Origin of the sequence: Rhizobium oryzicola (genome assembly GCF_030504645.1) — a bacterium.
Taxonomy (GTDB): Bacteria; Pseudomonadota; Alphaproteobacteria; order Rhizobiales; family Rhizobiaceae; genus Neorhizobium; species Neorhizobium oryzicola.
The window spans coordinates 1330914-1346150 of record NZ_JAUKWQ010000001.1; the positions used below are offsets into that span (position 1 = coordinate 1330914).

Genomic DNA, 15237 nt, shown 5'->3' on the forward strand with positions numbered 1-15237 from the left:
CCGCTTTAACGCATATACAGGATGAAGCTACCGTCATCGGCTTCATCCGCGTAGATCAGGTTCTTGAGATCCACGTCCTGCGAAAGCAGCTCCTTGCGCAGAACCTTGTTCTCGGCGATTGCCGTCTGCAATCCCCGCGCCTCGGGGCTCGATGGTGAAAGAGAGCCGAGATAGTCTGATTTCATGTCGTGCTTCTCGATTTCATCCAGCGTCTCAATGACGAAGCGTGGATTGTGATCGGCCGCAAGCGCTCGATCGACCGGCGACATTGATGAAGACGGCATTGCCGCGTGGCTGGTGCCCGCCAGGGCAGCCGTCAGGAAGATCGCGCCAAGGGATGATGTGACAAAGCGGTTCATGGTTTTCTCCTCCATGGAAATGTCCATCAAGGTTTACGCCCCGAGGGACAGGAATAGGGTCGCTCTGTTATCGATCACTTCCAACTCAACAGCCTGTCATATTTCCTTAAATCTTCGACAGATTCCTCTGTTTGCCTCCATAGATCACGAGGCCCTAAAGTGGCATCATGCACTCCACGCAAGGGAGAGTTTCGCTCCATCCCGGCGGCTTGTCCGTAAAATCACTTGCCAAGCCGCCCGCGTCGTGGTTTGACCGCGCAGATTCCCAACAGCTCACGCGCACTATTGCCGTCAGGACGACCCATGACCGATTCTTCGAAGCCCCACCTCCTCATCGTTGAAGCACGTTTCTATGATGACATGTCCGATGCGCTGCTCGACGGCGCGACCTCGGCCCTGGAGGAAGCGGGCGCGACCTATGACGTCATCACTGTTCCGGGCGCTCTCGAGATTCCGCCGGCGATCGCCATGGCGCTCGATGCGGCAGAGCAGGGTGGCGTGAACTATGACGGCTTCGTGGCGCTTGGCATGGTCATTCGCGGTGAGACCTATCACTTCGATATCGTCGCCAACGAATCCTCACGCGCCATCATGGATCTGGCGGTGTCGGAATCGCTTGCTATCGGCAACGGCATCATGACCGTCGAGAATGACGAGCAAGCCTGGGCGCGCGTGAAAAAGAGCGAGAAGGACAAGGGCGGCTTTGCAGCCCGCGCAGCGCTTTCCATGATCGCCCTTCGCGAGAAACTGGGCGCCTGATCATGTCCAAGGATCTACAGCAGCCGGTGAAGCCGGCCAACCAGCGTGGTGCCGCCCGTCTTGCCGCCGTACAGGCGCTTTATCAGATGGATATCGGTGGCACCGGCGTTCTGGAAGTCGTTGCGGAATACGAGCAGCATCGCCTTGGCCAGGAATTGGATGGCGATACCTACCTCAAGGCCGATCCGTCCTGGTTCCGGTCGATCGTTTCGGGCGTGGTGCGTGACCAGACCAAGATCGATCCGGTCATTCGCGCAGCACTCCAGGAAAGCTGGCCGCTGTCGCGACTCGATTCTACCCTGCGCGCCATTCTCCGCGCCGGCACTTTCGAAGTGCTGGAGCGCAAGGATGTGCCGGTTGCTGTTATCGTGACCGAATATGTGGAGATTGCGCGGGCCTTCTTCGAAGAGGAAGAGCCGAAGATCGTCAATGCCGTTCTGGACCGTATTGCCAAGCAAGTCCGGGGCGAACAGAAGAAGTAACGGGCGGAACAGATGAGCGCGATTGCGGACGAGAGCATTCAAGGACATCTCCAGTCCGCAAAGCGCAACGTGTTTCTGCTGGCGGCGGCCCAGGCCTTTCTGGGCGCTGCGGCGCCTTTAAGCATCTCCGTCGGTTCGCTGGCGGGCTATCAGTTGCTTGGTTCCGATAAATCCCTCGCCACGCTTCCCGTCACGGGTTTCAATATCGGTACCGCTCTCGGCGCTGTCGGCATCGCCATTGCCTCCCGCAAGCTTGGCCGCCAGGGCGCCTTCATGACCGGCGCCGTCATCTGCGCGACGGGTGGGCTCCTTGCCGCCATCGCACTGTTTCGCGGCAGCTTCTGGCTGTTCGCGCTGGCCCTGATGCTGATCGGCACCGGCGGTGGCTTCACGCAGAAGATCCGTTTTGCGGCGGCAGACGCCTCGCCGTCTTTCTACAAGCCAAAGGCGATTTCCTGGATCCTGGGTGCGGGCATTGTTTCAGCCATCATCGGGCCGCAGTTGGCCATCTGGGCCAAGGATCTGCTAGCGCCCGTCACCTTTGCCGGAACTTTTCTGGCATTGCTGCCTCTGGCCATCACGGCACTTGCTATCCTGACCTTTCTGCGCTTGCCGGCACAAACCGCCCACTCCGCCCAGGCTGAGCCCGCTCGACCCCTGCGTCAGATTGTCGCAACGCAGCGCTTCGCCACGGGCATGATCTGCGGCATCGGTACCTACGCGCTGATGACCTTCGTGATGACCGGTGCGCCGCTTGCCATGGTAATCGGCTGCGGTTTCCCGACTGAACTTGCGACGCTCGGCATCCAGTGGCACGTGCTGGCCATGTTCGGGCCAAGCTTCATCACCGGTTCGATGATCGCCCGGTTCGGCGCGGAACGCGTGGTGGCCATGGGGCTCGTCACGCTGATGGCCTGCGCCGTGGTGGCGCATATGGGGATCGAGCTCTGGAATTTCTGGGGCGCGCTCGTGCTGCTCGGCATTGGCTGGAATTTCGGCTTCATCGGCTCCACCTCGATTGTCGCCTCGACCTATCGCCCGCACGAGGCGGACAAGGTGCAGGGCTTCCACGATATCTGCCTGTTCGGGCTTGTAGCGCTCTCGTCCTTTTCCTCTGGCAAGGTGTTCACCAGTTACGGCTGGTCCTTCATGAATCTCTTCATCTGGCCGGTCGCGATCCTCTGCCTCGCCCTGATTGCACTGCTGATCCTGCGCAATCGAAAGGTGGCGACGGCCTGATTCTCGGTCCCGAGAGGGCTTGAAGCCTCACCCGTCATCGTCCCATACAATCGAATGCAATCTTTGATGGCAATTCGATGTGTGTAAACGTCATAATTTTGCCTGCAAAAGAAATTTACCTGGAGTTGCAATTATCCTGAGCGCGTCCCGTTCAGGATGAGAGCGGACAGGCACGATCATCATTGTGCCTGTTCATCTTCCGCCCGCAACCAAAGGAACAACTCTATGAAAAGCGTGAAAAGTCCTCCGAAACTTGTCCTCCAGGAGACATCAAGTTGGTGCTTTGCCGCAGCCGAGGTGATGATCAGGGCTTACTACAAAAAGCCTTCGCTGAGCCAATACGACATTGCCCGCAGCGCCACCGAGGCGCGAGCGCAGGCGGATCTAGACCTGCAGCTTAAATGGGTCCAAGCACTCTCTTTCGATGAAGAGAATAAACTGCTGGAAAATGGTGGTGGCAATGACAAGAGCCACATCGTCCAGCTGGTGCGCCGCGAATGGAACAGCTTCAACCAAGATGCAACAGGAGGCCACTTCGTACAGAATCTGACGCCGGAAAAGGTCCTCGAAGAGATCGCAAATAACCGTGTCTTCGTGGTGGGAAACGACGTCCACTACTATGTCGTCTACGGCTGCTCAGAGGATGGCAAGACGCTTTATGCACGTGATCCTTACGAAACGGGCAATGCCCAAGCGGCAATCGCTCTTTCATCGATCAACGTGGCCATTCTTTTCCAGTAGCCGCAGTTGATCGGGCGAGGCTGGAGCGTCTTTCCAAGGCGCGGGCGGTGATGAAGTTAGGCGCTCCAGCCCCTTTGCCGTGAAGCATGATTGTCCAAGTCGTGCTTCATCTGACCGGATGAGGATTTCTTTTCCGGTCAGACTCCCTGCGGCACAACTCGCCGCAGGCATGAGCTCTTGCTAAAGACATCAGCTTCCCCAGAGATACCCTTGACGCCATGTTATGCTGACCGCAATCTCCCGGTTGCGCGATGGCTCATATTCCTTGGGAGGGGAATCCCGTCGCGTCAGCCGATGCAATGATTGCGCGGCAGTTTGGGAGAGGAACCATCATATGACAGTGATACTGGGTGTGATCGTCTGCGGCCTGTTATCGGTCGTGTATGCCGCATGGGCCACGCGAGCGGTGCTTGCTGCAGACCAAGGCAATCAGCGTATGCAGGAAATCGCCGGATATATCCGGGAAGGCGCGCAGGCTTATCTCACGCGCCAATACATGACGATTGCGATCGTCGGCGCCGTTGTCACGGTGGGAACATGGCTGCTGCTTTCGGGGCTCGCCGCCATTGGTTTCGTCACCGGGGCGGTTCTCTCCGGTGCCGCGGGCTTCATCGGCATGCATGTCTCCGTGCGCGCCAATGTGCGCACCGCCCAGGCCTCATCGCAAAGCCTTGCTGCTGGCCTTGATATCGCTTTCAAATCCGGTGCCATCACCGGCATGCTGGTGGCGGGTCTCGCTCTGCTTGGTGTCTCCATCTATTACGCGATTCTCGTCTATGGCCTTGGCCATGGCGCCGGTTCCCGCGAGGTGATCGACGCGCTGGTGGCACTCGGCTTCGGAGCGTCGCTGATCTCCATTTTCGCCCGTCTCGGCGGCGGCATCTTCACCAAGGGTGCCGACGTCGGTGGCGACCTCGTCGGCAAGGTGGAAGCCGGTATCCCGGAGGATGACCCGCGCAACCCGGCAACGATTGCCGACAATGTCGGCGACAATGTCGGTGACTGCGCCGGCATGGCGGCCGACCTCTTTGAAACCTATGCAGTGTCGGTTGTTGCGACGATGGTGCTTGGCGCCATCTTTTTCGCCGCCGCGCCGCAGCTTGCCAGCATCATGGTCTATCCTCTGGCCATCTGCGGGGCCTGCATCATCACCTCCATCGTCGGCACCTTCTTCGTCAAACTCGGGACGAATGGTTCGATCATGGGCGCACTCTACAAGGGCTTGATCGCGACCGGTGTTCTCTCGATCATCGGACTTGGTCTTGCCACTTCGCTCACCATCGGCTGGGGCTCAATCGGGACGGTCAACGGACTGACGATCACCGGGGCCAAGCTGTTCTTCTGCGGCATCCTTGGCCTTGTGGTGACGGCGCTGATCGTCGTCATCACCGAATACTACACCGGCACCAACAAGCGGCCGGTCAATTCCATCGCCCAGGCTTCCGTTACCGGGCATGGCACCAACGTCATCCAGGGTCTGGCTGTGTCGCTGGAATCCACGGCTCTGCCGGCGATCGTCATCGTCGGCGGCATCATTACCACCTACCAGCTCGGCGGCCTTTACGGCACCGGCATTGCGGTCACCGCCATGCTGGGTCTCGCCGGCATGATCGTGGCGCTTGATGCTTTCGGCCCGGTCACCGATAATGCTGGCGGCATTGCGGAAATGTCAGGCCTGCCGCCGGAGGTGCGCAAATCCACTGACGCGCTGGATGCGGTGGGCAATACCACCAAGGCGGTCACCAAGGGCTACGCCATCGGTTCGGCAGGCCTGGGTGCACTGGTGCTGTTCGCCGCCTATGCCAATGACCTCACCTACTTTGCAGCCAACGGGCAGAAGTATCCTTACTTCACCAATATCGGCGAAATCTCCTTCAGCCTCGCCAATCCTTACGTGGTGGCGGGCCTGATCTTCGGCGGCCTCATTCCGTACCTCTTCGGCGGCATGGCCATGACCGCGGTCGGACGTGCAGCCGGTTCGATCGTTGAAGAGGTACGCGCTCAGTTTCGCAATCGTCCGGGCATTATGCAGGGTTCGGAAAAGCCGGATTATGGCCGCGCCGTCGATATCCTGACCAAGGCAGCCATCCGCGAGATGATCGTGCCTTCGCTTCTGCCGGTACTGGCGCCGATCGTTGTCTATTTCGGCGTTCTGCTCATTTCCGGCTCCAAGGCTTCCGCCTTTGCGGCGCTTGGTGCCTCTCTGCTCGGCGTCATCGTCAACGGGTTGTTCGTGGCGATCTCCATGACCTCAGGGGGCGGCGCCTGGGACAATGCCAAGAAGAGCTTCGAGGATGGCTTTGTCGACAAGGACGGCCAGAAGCACTTCAAGGGTTCCGACGCCCACAAGGCGTCCGTCACCGGCGATACGGTGGGTGATCCTTACAAGGATACGGCGGGTCCGGCCGTCAACCCGGCGATCAAGATCACCAATATCGTGGCCCTGCTGTTGCTGGCGATCCTGGCACATTGAGCACAAAACAAAGCCCGCGATGCCTGATGGCGTCGCGGGCTGATTCGTTCTGGCAAGCTCGGTCGTTGTTAAGGGCTTAGAAGCCCTTGTTGCCGTTGCCGCCCAGCATGCTGCGCATGGTTGCCGCACCACCGCTATTGGCGCCGGTGCCACCGGAAAGGAGCTGCTGCAGGAAGGTCAGGTCGCGGCCGCCTGTCGGCGTCGTGCGGGTGACCATGTCAAACACCTTGCCATCCTGGAGGGTGTACTGCGCACGCCGCGTGACAACGCCTTCTTTGTTGAAGTAGACCGCAACGATCGTCTGCTCGACCAGCTTGGGCTTCATGAACGCAACGGGGCGCTGGCGCTTCTGCGAAATGTAGTAGAAGACTTCGCCATCGAAAGTGGCCGTGGTCGAAGGCGTGCCCATGCTGAGCAGAACCTGCTCGCGGCTCGATCCTTCCGGAATGAGGTCGAGGGAGTCCTTGTCGAGGACATAGCCGTTATAGATCGTCTGCCCCATGCTGGTGCAGCCTGTCAAACCAAGGCAACCCACGACCAGCGCGACTGCAGCCTTTGAAGCCAAATTCAATTCAGACCCAAACACGCGCGTTTTCAACACCCTGTCCTCATGTGTTCCATCCCGCCACCCGGCTTTGCCCCTGCTGCGATAGCATTGTGGCTATTCCGCGAATACTTGCCGGTGCAACATGTCAATTCCCGCATTTGTCTTCGGGCTTTTACCCTCGACGCCGGAACGGCATTGCAATTCGTGCCTGCTTCGGTAAACCAGCTTTCGTTTCCATGCAACAAGGTGGCGTCCGGATTGGCGCGCTTTGACCCTAGATGTGCGCTCATTCATGATCTTCGGACTATTCGGAAAGAAAAATCGAAACAGGGTGATTGTCGAACGGCAGTATGCTGCGCTGACCTCGGCTGCTCGTGTTCCGTTTTTCTATAGCGATCTTGGCGTGCCGGATACGGTGATGGGGCGGTTCGAAATGATCTCGGCCGTCATGATCCTGTTTTTCCGCCGCACGGCAAGATCCGGTGTCAGCGGCCAGGAGCTTGCGCAGGAAATCATCGATGCTTTTTTCGAGGATGTCGATCATTCCATCCGCGAACTGGGCGTCGGCGATCAGAGTGTGCCGAAGCGCATGAAGAAATTGGCCGGCATGTTTTATGGCCGCGTCGAATCCTATGGCAAGGCGCTGGATACGGCCGACAACGCAATGCTGGCCGAGGCGCTCCAACGAAATATTCACCCCGGCGCGACGGAGGCCCCCGATATGACGGGCCTGGCGCGCTGGATGATCGAAGCCGAGGCCGCATTGGCTGAGGTGCCGGAAGACGACATCGCGCGCGGCACCCTGCAGATGCCGCACCCCGGCGAAGCGAGGACCCAGTGAAGACGATTGATGAACGCGGCGAGAAGCCGCCATTTTCCTATATGGTCAAGGTTGGTCATGTTTCGGCCAACGCCGTCACCGTGCATGTGGAGGCAGACGAGAGGGAGCGGGCAGGGCTTGCTGAGCTCTGGAAGGTTGTTTCCGTCGAATCGCTGGTGTCCGATATGCAGATCGCCCGCTGGAAGAAGGATGGTATCCGCCTGAAGGGCACTCTGAAGGCAAAGATCGTGCAGGCCTGCGTGGTCACGCTCGATCCGATCGAATCGGAGATCGAAGAAAGCTTCGAGCAGATCTTCGTGCCTGAAGGGTCGAAGTTGGCGCGGCTTTCCATGCAGGGCGAAACCGCCGAAATGGTTCTTGATCCGGACGGTCCTGATCTGCCCGAAACATTCACCGGCGACAGCGTTGATGCGGGTGCCGTAGTGGCTGAGTTTGCGGCCTTGTCTATCGATCCCTATCCTCGCAAGGCTGGCGTCGAATTTGCCGATCATATCGAAACGGATGATACGCCGGAAAAAGGTAAGCCCAACCCCTTTGCCGTCCTGAAGGACTGGAAAAGCAAGGAATAGAATTTGCAATTGGTCAGTAATGCATTGTATGCGGCGGCAGAACCAGTATTTTGGCCGCGATTTCGCCGAGTGCGGGACAGAAGGACCAGGAACGCGTGATCAGGATTTCTCTCGATGCCATGGGTGGCGATTTCGGTCCCGCCGTCGTCATTCCTGGCGCAGCACTCGCTCTCGAGCGGCACCCGGACGTAACTTTTCTACTGTTCGGCCAGAAGAGCGTGTGTGAGCCGCTGCTGGCGAAATACCCGAAGCTTCAGGCAAAATCGGTTTTTCACGACTGCGAAGTGGCGGTCGGAATGGATGAAAAGCCGAGTGCCGCGCTCCGCCGCGGCCGATACGTCTCCAGCATGTGGCGCGCCATTGAGGCGGTGAAGACGAATGAGGCCGATGTCGCCGTTTCCGCTGGTAATACCGGTGCGCTGATGGCGATGGCGAAATTCTGTCTGCGCACCATGGCCAATATCGAGCGGCCTGCCATTGCCGGCATCTGGCCGACGCTGCGAGGCGAAAGCATTGTTCTCGATATCGGTGCCACCATCGGAGCCGATGCGCAGCAGCTGATGGATTTTGCGCTGATGGGCGGTGCCATGGCCCGCTCGTTGTTCGAGATCGACCGTCCGACGGTCGGCCTTCTGAACGTTGGCGTTGAAGAGGTGAAGGGGCAGGAAGAGGTGCGCGAGGCCGGGCGGCTGATCCGCGAATCGAACCTGCCGACGATTTCCTATCACGGCTTCGTCGAGGGTGATGATATCGGGCGCGGCGTCGTTGATGTCGTGGTGACCGAAGGCTTCACCGGCAATATCGCGCTGAAGACTGCCGAAGGCACGGCCAAGCAGATGGCCGAACTTCTTCGCTCTGCCATGTCGCGCACGTTGATGGCCAAGATCGGCTATCTCTTTGCCAAGGGCGCCTTTGACATGCTGCGGGAGAAGATGGACCCGCGCAAGGTCAATGGCGGCGTGTTCCTCGGTCTGAACGGCATCGTCATCAAGAGCCATGGCGGCACGGATGCCGAGGGCTATGCGGCAGCCATCGATGTTGGCTACGACATGGTGCGCAATGCGCTGAACGAGAAGATCGAGCAGGATTTGAAAGCATACCACGCACGCCGCCTGCCACCTGCAGGCCCAGAAGAAGCGGCGTGAGCACAGGGTTTGGAAACAGAATGATCCGTTCAGTAGTACGCGGTTTCGGGGCGGCGCTGCCCAAGCGGGTGGTCACGAACAAGGAAATGGAAAGCCTTGTCGAGACCTCTGACGAGTGGATCGTGCAGCGCACCGGCATCCGTCAGCGCTATATCGCAGGCGAGGGGGAAACAACCGCTTCGCTGGGTGAGCAGGCAGCGCGCGCTGCTCTGGAGCGCGCCGGTCTGACGCCCGCCGACATCGACCTCGTCATCGTTGCGACCTCGACGCCCGACAATACCTTCCCGGCGACGGCGGTGAACATCCAGCACCGCCTCGGCATGACACATGGTTATGCTTTCGACGTGCAGGCGGTCTGCACCGGCTTTGTCTATGCCATGGCAACGGCTGACGCCCATCTGCGTGCGGGTCTGGCCAAACGTGCGCTGGTGATCGGCGCGGAAACCTTCTCCCGCATTCTGGACTGGACCGACCGCACAACCTGCGTGCTGTTCGGTGACGGCGCCGGCGCGCTGGTTCTGGAAGCAGCGGAAGGCGAGGGCACCGTCGCGGATCGTGGCGTGCTGACGTCGCATCTGCGTTCGGACGGCGCGCACAAGGACAAGCTCTACGTGGACGGCGGACCTTCCTCGACGGGCACTGTCGGCCATCTGCGCATGGAAGGCCGTGAAGTTTTCAAGCATGCCGTCGGCATGATCACCGACGTCATCGAGGCTGCGTTCGAGGCCACGGGAACCACGGCGGATGATCTCGATTGGCTGGTGCCGCATCAGGCCAACCGCCGCATCATCGACGGATCCGCCAAGAAACTCGGCATCAACATCGATAAAGTTGTGGTGACGGTGGATTTGCACGGCAATACGTCTGCTGCTTCGATCCCGCTTGCACTCTCGGTTGCAGCGGGTGACGGACGCATCAAGCAGGGCGATCTGGTGATGCTGGAAGCCATGGGCGGCGGCTTCACCTGGGGCGCGGTTCTCTTGCGCTGGTAATCAGGTGCCGCGAGGCGCTTGACCCTGAACGGCAAGGGACTTAGTGTTCGACAGCATTGATAAATATAACTTAAGACGGACGGGGTCATGGGCGGCAAGACGGTGACACGTGCAGATTTGGCGGAATCGGTTTTCCGCAAAGTCGGGCTTTCGAGAACGGAATCGGCTGAGTTGGTGGAAACCGTGATCGACGAGATCTGCAACGCGATTGTTCGCGGTGAAACGGTCAAGCTCTCCTCATTTGCCACATTTCAGGTGCGTGCCAAGAATGAGCGCATAGGTCGCAATCCGAAGACCGGCGAGGAGGTTCCGATCTCTCCCCGCAAGGTCATGACCTTCAAGGCGTCCAACGTGCTGAAGCAGCGCATCCTCAAATCGCATCTGCTGCGCAAGGCCAAGCAAAAGCCGGCAAGCCCTGCAGCCTGACAGGTTTCTCCTGTTCACGCTTTCTCAAGTCACTTGAATAGAGCCGCGCAAACGGCTGAAATCGTACAGGCGGAATCGCATTGATTCTGCCTGTTGCCGCAGCCGTTTCGAGGGAGAGGTGCCGTGGAGAAAAGCCCGGATGCATTCCGCACGATCAGCGAAGTCGCTGACGATCTCGATCTTCCCCAGCACGTCCTGCGCTTCTGGGAAACCCGTTTTCCGCAGATCAAGCCGATGAAGCGTGGCGGCGGCCGCCGATACTATCGCCCCGAGGACGTGGACCTGCTGAAGGGCATCCGGCATCTGCTTTACGATCATGGCTATACAATCAAGGGCGTTCAGAAGCTTCTGAAAACCAACGGCAACCGATTCGTGTCAGCTGTCGCATCTGGCGACGTGGCGACCATGGAAGCGATTGTCGCTGCCAACAGCGAAAAAACATTGGAACCGAAGGTCGGAGTATCTGACGAGGATCAGATCGTCGGGCGGCCCAAGGCAAAGCCCAGCGGTCGCTTCTTTGGTTTCGGCGGCGGGTCGGATGACGACACGCCTGAGATTTCGATCGGCAAAAGCTCGGTCGGCAAGGAAGACCGCGCGCTTCTGCAGGAGGCGCTTTTTGATCTCTTGGAATGCAAGCGTCTGCTCGATCAGGTGCGATAGTCGAGCGCGGTTATCCCGCACCGCCGATCGGGGTCACAACGATGCCGGTTCCGTTGCATTCCGGGCATGGGTCCGTGCCGATCTTGCCGCTACCGCCGCAGTGACGGCAGGCATTTTCGCCTGAGGCGGGCATGCCGGCAGGAACCTCGTCGGGATTATCGGATTTGTCCTCGTGATTCACGGTATCTGCCATGACCTGTCTTCTCCGAAGGCTGATGAACGCGGAACCATCGATCGGTGTTTGTGTTCCAACCTCACGAGAAAAGGCCGGCAGATCGCTCCACCGGCCCCTGTTTTAGCGCGACAATGAACTGGATCTTAAAACTCTTCCCAGTTGTCGCGTCCCCCACGGCTGCCGCCGCTCATTGCCTGCGCCACTTTGTTCACAAGCTTGCGGGCAGGTGAGGGGGGAGCAGAGAGCATCGTCGCTTGGCCGGGCATCGAAGCCGACGCACCGGCAAAGCTGCTGCTGCCTTGCGATGTGTTCAACTGGAAACGCCCCACCAGCTGGCGAAGCTTGTCTGCTTCACCGGCGAGTGTTGTGCTGGCGGCGGTTGCTTCTTCCACCATGGCGGCGTTCTGCTGGGTCGTCTGGTCCATCTGGTTGACAGCCGTGTTGACCTCGGAGAGGCCGACCGACTGTTCGCGGGCCGAAGTGGCGATCGCATCCAGCTGGCCATTGATGGCGATCACATAGCCGCCAATCATCTTGAGAGCCTCACCGGTGGCGGTCACCAGCTTCACGCCGCTTTCCACCTCGTCGGCCGATGCCCGGATGAGATCCTTGATTTCCTTGGCTGCCTGGGCTGAGCGCTGGGCAAGCTCGCGCACTTCCTGGGCAACAACGGCAAAGCCCTTGCCGGCTTCGCCAGCGCGTGCGGCTTCGACGCCGGCGTTCAGGGCGAGAAGGTTTGTCTGGAAGGCGATCTCGTCGATGACGCCGATGATGTTGGAGATCTGGCTGGAGGAAGCTTCGATCCGTTCCATGGCATTGACGGCACTGGCAACAACGGTTTCCGACTTCTGCGCAGACTGGTTCGCTTCGATAGCAACAGCTCTCGCCTCCTCCGTCCGCTTGGCAGCATTGGTGACGTTGACTGTAATCTCGTCCAGGGCAGCAGCAGTTTCTTCCAGTGCTGCGGCCTGCTGTTCCGTGCGCTTGGAAAGATCGTTTGCGCTAGAGGAAAGTTCGCGCGAACCGCCATCGATCATTCGGGTGGCCTCGGCGACGGATGACAAGGTATCCCGCAACTGAGCGACAGCCAGGTTGAAGTCGTTTCGCAAGCCTTCGAAGTCGGAGGCGAAGGGGCGCGTCAACTGAACGCCGAGATTGCCATCGGCAAGTTGCTTCAGACCTTCTGCCAGTCCGGATGTCGCTTCAGCCATATCCGCTGCACGCTTGGAATCGACCGCTGCGACGCGGGCTCGCTCTGCCTCCGTCATGCTGCGGTTGCTCTCGGCTTCTTCCTCCAGGGCACGTGCCCTCAGTCCGTTGTTTTTGAATACCTCGACGGCCTTGGCCATCGTGCCCACTTCATCGCGGCGATCGGCTCCCTCGACGGAGATTTCGAGCTTGCCGTCGGCAATGTGTCCCATCGTGGCTGATAGCTTGCGGATCGGAGCGACAATCCAGCTTTTCGTCAGAGCAAAGCCGAACAGGGTAACGAGGATGGAGCCAATAATCACGGCACCAACCGTCATCAGAACAGTGGTGTGTGACACCGCTGCCAGAACGCCCTGACGATTTTTGTTGGCCTCATTCATCTCCTGAACAAGTTTGGAAAGACGAGGGGCAATCGAATCAAGCGCTGGCTTGCAGTCCTTCAGGTACATCTGCTGAGCTGCGAGGATCGCAGGGGCATCATTTGCCGCATAGCCTGCATCGATGCTTGGCCGGCACGTCGTGTCGATCGATTGCAAGGCGGTCGCCTTCAACTGCGGTACATCGCTGCGTTCCGGCAGCGCCGCAATAGCAAGATCCATATAAGAAGAGAACTGCTTTCGAGCGTCATCGAGTTCCCTTTTGGCAGCATCATTGACCTGCGGATCGACGGCCATCAGAAGATCGCCGATTGCGGCGCGCGCGCCCTGGATGAAGCGTGTGGAGCGCGAAAGGAAGATCGCGGCATCGGCTTCTCTTGCGAGCAAGCCGCGATAGCCGCCGTCAATACTCTTGATCTGATATCCGGAATAGATGGCAACACACAGGCTGAAGAGCCCGAACATGGCCATGATACAGACTACTTTACCGGCAATATGAATGTGTCTCATATAAACCCCAACATTCCTGCGTGATAATTGATCTGTGCAAATGTTAGCGTTCACAGGTTTCTAGTATGCAAATAAAAATCGAATAAAGATCTAATTATTGGCAGGCCATATTTTGCATGTGAATCTTTGCGAAGTATTACAATTTGGCAATATCGCCTGTTCTGTGCGTAACTTCAGATTGCATGGATTTTATAATGAAACTATAGATTGAATATCGCCTGAGTTGCTTAATATAAGACTGGAAATATCTAATTTTATATTGATGCGCTGTGTTTTTGATTGTGTGATCGAATTTTCTCAACTGCAAGCCAACCAAGGTGCGCGGATGTGCCGAGCCGATCGCCTTAAACAACCAATGGATCCGGATTGAGCCAGACGCCTCCGGCGATACTGGCACTACACTTTCAGTGCTGTCGGAAAAGTATGTCGGAACCTCTGAGCGTGACGTGCCTGATCCGGCCTGTTCCATCCAGTTGCAATAGCATCGCAATAAGCACCTGCTGCTTCTGTACCCACGGAGTTTGGAGGCTGGGATTACAGAACTATAGTGCCTGCGTAAAACAACAAGAGCACTGGGCGCAAAAGCCGATCAGCGTTCGGATTGAGAGCCTGGAGGCTCGGCGTACGAAGATTGGCAGGCTCCGCAATCCGTAGGAAATGTCAAATGTGAAAACGGACGTACAGCGGCGCCACTTATGCCGCTCGGCTTGCCGCAAATTTTGGGGTTTTCGATTTTTGACTGAGACTTCAAGGGGATAAATGGTCGGGGCGACTGGACTTGAACCAGCGACCCCTTGACCCCCAGTCAAGTGCGCTACCGGGCTGCGCTACGCCCCGACCTGCTTCGTAAGAAGCGTTCCCTCCATACTGACTTGCCGTGCAAGGCGCAAGCCCAAAAGTGGAGGGGGGTGAACAAGCTAGCGGAATTGCGGAGAACGTCGTGCGTTCATGAGCAGTTCCTGCTCGGAGGCAAAGGGTCCCAGCAGTTTCGTCAGGCGATTTTCCTCAATCGGATCCAGTCGATAGCGGCGGACAAAATCCGAAACGCTCCACACTTTCCTGATTTTTGCTTCTTCCAGCTGCTGTGCATCAAGATATTCGCTCATCAATGTCCCCGTTGGCTTATCCGCAGATGAATGCTGTGCCCGCCTTATGGTTCCCAGGAAATCCTGCTTTGATATAGTTTATTAAGAGCAAATTTTATCGTGCCCATGAGAGCAATCTCATAAGCCTTCGCCACTCATGTTCTGTGATCGTAATATCCCGCAAAGCCTCCCAACTGTGCGGCATGCAACGGCGATCAGTCGCCGCGCGCTTGCAACCCCGTGTGAGATTGTCCTCCCGATGATTCTCCTCTGCTTCAGAGAATATGAGGATATGCGCACATAATCCACCGTGCCTATTGAGGGGTGGTAAGCAATCCTTTAAGTGCAAATCCGTCAGTCGACGTCTTCCGACGTCAGGTCCTGTGGTCTCAGCCCCTCGTCATGGCTGCTCGTTCGCAAGCGGATGCCGGCGCCAAGGCCTGAGCCATCCTGTCCGGCTGCCAGAAAGGTGACGCCGAGCGACTCGTAAAAGGCTCGCAGCCTTTCGATTGTGCTGCCACCTGTGCCGGATGGTCCTTGTTCGGCGGAAACAATGACATCGGCCGCGACGCCGCAGCGTGTTGCGACATCATCAATGGAGAGGTTCAGGGCGGCCCGGGCGGCACGCAGTTGTTCTGTCGTAATCAT

General features: G+C 58.4%; 17 protein-coding genes and 1 tRNA gene. 11 read left to right on the forward strand and 7 right to left on the reverse strand.

The window, feature by feature from the left end; all coding sequences use genetic code 11:
• Positions 1-5: 5 nt before the first annotated feature.
• The gene (locus tag Q2T52_RS06615) at positions 6-359 is read right to left on the reverse strand and encodes a hypothetical protein (protein WP_302075856.1); all 354 of its coding nucleotides are present in this window, start codon (positions 357-359) and stop codon (positions 6-8) included.
• Between the two features lie 303 nt (positions 360-662).
• Here Q2T52_RS06615 and ribH point away from each other — a divergent pair, with 303 nt between their 5' ends.
• The 5 genes from ribH (at position 663) to Q2T52_RS06640 (ending at position 6053) form a co-directional block, all read left to right on the forward strand.
• On the forward strand, positions 663-1118 hold the full coding sequence (gene ribH / locus Q2T52_RS06620; RefSeq protein WP_302075857.1) for a 6,7-dimethyl-8-ribityllumazine synthase: 456 nt from the start codon (positions 663-665) through the stop codon (positions 1116-1118).
• A gap of 2 nt (positions 1119-1120) precedes the next feature.
• On the forward strand, positions 1121-1600 hold the full coding sequence (nusB, locus tag Q2T52_RS06625) for a transcription antitermination factor NusB (protein WP_436799493.1): 480 nt from the start codon (positions 1121-1123) through the stop codon (positions 1598-1600).
• Positions 1601-1612: 12 nt separating this feature from the next.
• Complete coding sequence (locus tag Q2T52_RS06630) at positions 1613-2839, forward strand: MFS transporter (RefSeq protein WP_302075858.1); 1227 nt, start codon at positions 1613-1615, stop codon at positions 2837-2839.
• Between the two features lie 225 nt (positions 2840-3064).
• On the forward strand, positions 3065-3580 hold the full coding sequence (locus tag Q2T52_RS06635) for a papain-like cysteine protease family protein (RefSeq protein ID WP_302075859.1): 516 nt from the start codon (positions 3065-3067) through the stop codon (positions 3578-3580).
• A 334-nt stretch (positions 3581-3914) separates the two neighbouring features.
• Complete coding sequence (locus tag Q2T52_RS06640) at positions 3915-6053, forward strand: sodium-translocating pyrophosphatase (protein WP_302075860.1); 2139 nt, start codon at positions 3915-3917, stop codon at positions 6051-6053.
• 76 nt (positions 6054-6129) lie between these two features.
• On the opposite strand, the gene Q2T52_RS06645 is transcribed toward Q2T52_RS06640, so the two are convergent.
• Positions 6130-6651 (reverse strand): outer membrane protein assembly factor BamE, encoded by a 522-nt coding sequence (locus Q2T52_RS06645; RefSeq protein ID WP_302075861.1) that lies wholly within the window; start codon positions 6649-6651, stop codon positions 6130-6132.
• A gap of 241 nt (positions 6652-6892) precedes the next feature.
• On the opposite strand from Q2T52_RS06645, the gene Q2T52_RS06650 reads away from it, so the two are divergent.
• From Q2T52_RS06650 to Q2T52_RS06675, 6 genes are all read left to right on the forward strand, one after another.
• Positions 6893-7441, forward strand: a complete 549-nt coding sequence (locus Q2T52_RS06650) for a ubiquinol-cytochrome C chaperone family protein (RefSeq protein ID WP_302075862.1) — start codon at positions 6893-6895, stop codon at positions 7439-7441.
• Positions 7442-7482: 41 nt separating this feature from the next.
• Complete coding sequence (locus Q2T52_RS06655) at positions 7483-8010, forward strand: YceD family protein (RefSeq protein ID WP_302076059.1); 528 nt, start codon at positions 7483-7485, stop codon at positions 8008-8010.
• Between the two features lie 95 nt (positions 8011-8105).
• Positions 8106-9155 carry a phosphate acyltransferase PlsX gene (plsX, locus tag Q2T52_RS06660; protein ID WP_302075863.1) on the forward strand — a complete coding sequence of 350 codons (1050 nt, stop codon included), beginning with the start codon at positions 8106-8108 and terminating at the stop codon, positions 9153-9155.
• 20 nt (positions 9156-9175) lie between these two features.
• Entirely contained in the window at positions 9176-10147 is a 972-nt protein-coding gene (locus tag Q2T52_RS06665; RefSeq protein ID WP_302075864.1) for a beta-ketoacyl-ACP synthase III, read from the forward strand.
• Between the two features lie 87 nt (positions 10148-10234).
• Complete coding sequence (locus tag Q2T52_RS06670) at positions 10235-10573, forward strand: integration host factor subunit alpha (RefSeq protein ID WP_302075865.1); 339 nt, start codon at positions 10235-10237, stop codon at positions 10571-10573.
• 123 nt (positions 10574-10696) lie between these two features.
• On the forward strand, positions 10697-11233 hold the full coding sequence (locus Q2T52_RS06675) for a MerR family transcriptional regulator (RefSeq protein WP_302075866.1): 537 nt from the start codon (positions 10697-10699) through the stop codon (positions 11231-11233).
• Positions 11234-11243: 10 nt separating this feature from the next.
• Here the strand turns inward: Q2T52_RS06675 and Q2T52_RS06680 are convergent, their stop codons facing one another.
• The 5 genes from Q2T52_RS06680 to Q2T52_RS06700 form a co-directional block, all read right to left on the reverse strand.
• The gene (locus Q2T52_RS06680; protein WP_302075867.1) at positions 11244-11426 is read right to left on the reverse strand and encodes a hypothetical protein; all 183 of its coding nucleotides are present in this window, start codon (positions 11424-11426) and stop codon (positions 11244-11246) included.
• A 125-nt stretch (positions 11427-11551) separates the two neighbouring features.
• Entirely contained in the window at positions 11552-13504 is a 1953-nt protein-coding gene (locus Q2T52_RS06685; RefSeq protein WP_302075868.1) for a methyl-accepting chemotaxis protein, read from the reverse strand.
• A gap of 760 nt (positions 13505-14264) precedes the next feature.
• A tRNA-Pro gene (locus Q2T52_RS06690) sits at positions 14265-14341 on the reverse strand.
• A gap of 80 nt (positions 14342-14421) precedes the next feature.
• A complete protein-coding gene (locus Q2T52_RS06695) occupies positions 14422-14610 on the reverse strand; it encodes a hypothetical protein (protein ID WP_302075869.1) in 189 nt (62 codons plus the stop codon).
• A 333-nt stretch (positions 14611-14943) separates the two neighbouring features.
• Complete coding sequence (locus Q2T52_RS06700) at positions 14944-15237, reverse strand: helix-turn-helix domain-containing protein (protein ID WP_302075870.1); 294 nt, start codon at positions 15235-15237, stop codon at positions 14944-14946.